The organism is Streptomyces sp. SID12501 (genome assembly GCF_010550245.1).
GTDB lineage: Bacteria > Actinomycetota > Actinomycetes > Streptomycetales > Streptomycetaceae > Streptomyces.
Genome location: NZ_JAAGLU010000632.1, coordinates 1 through 445, shown reverse-complemented (window position 1 = coordinate 445; position 445 = coordinate 1). Strand labels below are relative to the sequence as shown.

At 72.8% G+C, this 445-nt stretch carries 1 protein-coding gene; it reads left to right on the top strand.

The annotated features are described in order from the left end of the window. On the top strand, positions 1-445 hold a 445-nt coding region (locus G3I71_RS47635), incomplete at both ends, for a hypothetical protein (RefSeq protein ID WP_164325189.1).

The following is a 445-nucleotide window of genomic DNA, read 5'->3' as shown; positions in this document are numbered from 1 at the left end:
CCCGCGCCCGACGGACGATTACGGCACCCCGGACCTGATCGAGAACGGAACCCCCGACCCGGCGGCCGACTCCGACGAGGTGTCGATGGCCCGTACGCTCCGCGACCGCCTGCCCGAACTCCCGCCCCTGCCCAACCTTGGCGGCCTGTCCCGGCAGGACAAGGAGAGCGTCCGCCGGATCCGCGGCGACTACGAGAAGATCGTGGCGTCCTTGGACGGCATCCTTGCCGGGGACCCGCCCACCGGTGACGCCCGCGAGGACCTGCGCCGGGTACGCCAACAGTTCGACTACGTCGCTCTGCGGCTGACCCGGGACCTGCTGCCCGACGGCGACCACGGCCAGTCGGTCCGTGCCGCCCTTCTGGAGATGGGCGAGGAGCTCGACCGTGCGTCGGCCGCGCTGCCCGAGCAGGCTCCCGAGTCCCTGGGGGACGGACCCAACGGG